The sequence below is a fragment of the Bradyrhizobium sp. 23AC genome (assembly GCF_054863025.1).
Genome location: NZ_JAVAYN010000050.1, coordinates 1 through 2,610, shown reverse-complemented (window position 1 = coordinate 2,610; position 2,610 = coordinate 1). Strand labels below are relative to the sequence as shown.

Sequence of the window (2,610 nt, the reverse complement as noted above, 5' to 3'; positions counted from 1 at the left end):
ACTACGCCATGCTGGAGCAACCCGCCTGGCGGCATAACTTAAACCAAATGGCCTCCGGCAATCCCGGGGCGGTTCAAACAGCCTGCTCGCTAGGTGCGCCTAAGCCAATTGCTCCTCCAAATAGCTGATACGAGTTCTTTATCAGATTAGGTAGTACATCGATTTCTCTGAACAAGGTAGAAACAATCATTACTCTCCGTGCAAACGATGGCTGAGAAGGCCACTGAGTTCTTCAAGAGGGATAAATTCGCCAATGGTAAGCGTGGTCAATTCTTTAAGTGTCTCAGCGTCGATCAACACAAAGCGGGTTCCCAAATTCCAAAAATGTCCTGACCACGAGGGACATATCGCATGCTCGCGCTTACGCCGGATATTACTCGCGAATGAGCAGTTGCAGTTTCCCGCTCATGCAAAGTGAACCGTCCCCTGGGGACTTAGGAGAGGTAGGCGGGCGGCCGCGATGAGTTCTGCAATGCAAGTATTGTCGCCGTTCGCGCTTCTCCTTGGCTCTAGAATCTAGAGGTTCCCAATGATGTCCCGTGCCAAAGTGACGGCCAAGCAGCTGAAAGAGCGCGTCGCAAATGCATTGCGTAAAGTCGAGGCGCTGGAATCTGCCTATGAGGCCATCACCATCGGTCAGCTGGTTTCGATGCGAGCAAGAACGCACGGATCGATCATAGCAATCGATGTCTTCGAGCGCGGTGAACGCGCGACCTACATGGAGATGGATCGATTATCTAACAAGTATGCACATGCGCTGCGTGCTCTCGGCGTGCGCAAAGGGGATCGTATCGGTGTGATGCTTCCCAATCGTATCGAGTACCCCATCCTGTGGTTCGCGATTGCGAAGCTTGGAGCGGTCATGGTCCCGATCAACATGCGGTATACGCGAAGGGAGATTGAATATGTTCTTAGCGATACGCAAGCCAAGTTCGCCGTGGTGGATCAAGGGGTATGGTCAGTATTCTCGTCTATGGAGCCTTGGCCGCAAAGCCTCGCCAAGGAGAGGGTAATTCTCGCGGGACAGCCTTCCTGCGAGACGCCAACTACTATTGCTGGATTACTCGAGGGCATCGACGACTCGTTGGTCGAGGAGGATGTCGGCCCTGACGATCTGTTGAACATTCAATATACGTCCGGGACAACTGGCTTTCCTAAGGGGTGCATGTTGACCCATGATTACTGGGGCGTGTTTTCGTATCAAGGGACGTGTTGGGACGACGGGCCGCACCAAAGGTATTTATCTGCGCAGCCATTCTTCTATGTCGATCCGCCGGCGCATCTTCTGAGGTCGTACCGACAGGGCGGTACGCTTTACCTAGCTCCTCAACTCAGCGCGACACGCTTCATTGGTTGGGTCAAGCAGCATCGCATAGAGTGGTGCCAGGTTCCCGAGTTGATAGCGCGCGAGGCGGAGGCCGCCAACGAAGATGGGGCGACCTGCTTGAAGCAAATTCTGAATTGGGGCTGGAGCCCTGATACAGTGCGCCAATTCCGGAAACGGTTTCGAGTGCGGACCGAGGAAGCATACGGGATGACGGAGATCGGTTTCGCCACACGAATGACTAACCAGTTCGACGAGTTGGCCAGTTCAGGTTCGGTGGGGATACGCGCGCCATTTCGGGCGCTGCAGCTAATGAACGAGGGTGGCAGTTCCACTCAGATCGGCGAAGTGGGTGAACTGTGGGTAACCGGGCGCGGGATCCTCAAGGGCTATTGGAATAAGCCGGAAGCAAATGCCGCCTCGTTTGAAGGCGAATGGTTTAGGACTGGCGATCTGATGCGCCGCGATGACCTTGGCTTTTATTGGCTGGTGGGGCGCACGAAGGACATGATCCGCCGCTCAAGCGAGAACATCGCTGCACGAGAGGTTGAGGCGGTCATTCGCGAAATACCTGAGATCGCGGACGTGGCCGCCGTGCCGGTTCGCGATCTGAAGCGAGGAGAGGAAGTCAAGATCTTCGTCGAACTGAGAGGAGACGTCGCGTCGGAGAGTCTAGTCATAGAGCGCATTATCGATCATGCGCGTGCGCGCCTTGCGGCGTTCAAGATACCTCGGTACATCGCCTTTACGCGGACGCTACCTAGAGCCATTTCCAGCAATAAAGTGCTCAAACGTGAGCTGATGGCCGTCGGTGATCCACTTGCTGGCGCGTATGACACCAAAGAGAAGCGCTGGTTGTGAAACCGATTTACACGCTTGTTCTCGCACGTATGCACTCTATGCTTGCTATCAGAAGCGAGCGCAGGAGTTAGCATGAGCAAGCCAACGTCGTTTTGGCGCCGAGCCGACCGCTTCTGCCAAGACTTACCTGCCGGACGATCTGTGCATCGACGGCAGCGAGTTCACGCCGCCTATGTGGCAGGGCGCAATCCGCATTGGCTCGCCCGGGAAAACCGGTATTATCGGGCCGCTTGTAGATGCTGGTGTCACTGATGCGTGCTCAAGTGGTTCCAGGAAGCGCAAGCTGCAATCCTTCTGGCTAGCATTAGACACCGAGCGCATGGTGTTGCGAGTAAGCGTGCTCTGGACTGAACCGCCCCGGGATTGCCGGAGGCCATTTGGTTTAAGTTATGCCGCCAGGCGGGTTGCTCCAGCATGGCGTAGTA

At 55.4% G+C, this 2,610-nt stretch carries 1 protein-coding gene; it reads left to right on the top strand.

The window, feature by feature from the left end; translation table 11 throughout:
* The first annotated feature begins 529 nt into the window (after positions 1-529).
* Positions 530-2,185 (top strand): class I adenylate-forming enzyme family protein, encoded by a 1,656-nt coding sequence (locus RAD10_RS41330; RefSeq protein WP_461621956.1) that lies wholly within the window; start codon positions 530-532, stop codon positions 2,183-2,185.
* Positions 2,186-2,610 lie beyond the last annotated feature (425 nt).

What these genes read in the sequence shown, in the direction of transcription:
- RAD10_RS41330 (WP_461621956.1), top strand. Translation starts at nt 530, where the DNA reads ATGATGTCCCGTGCCAAAGTGACGGCCAAGCAGCTGAAAGAGCGCGTC.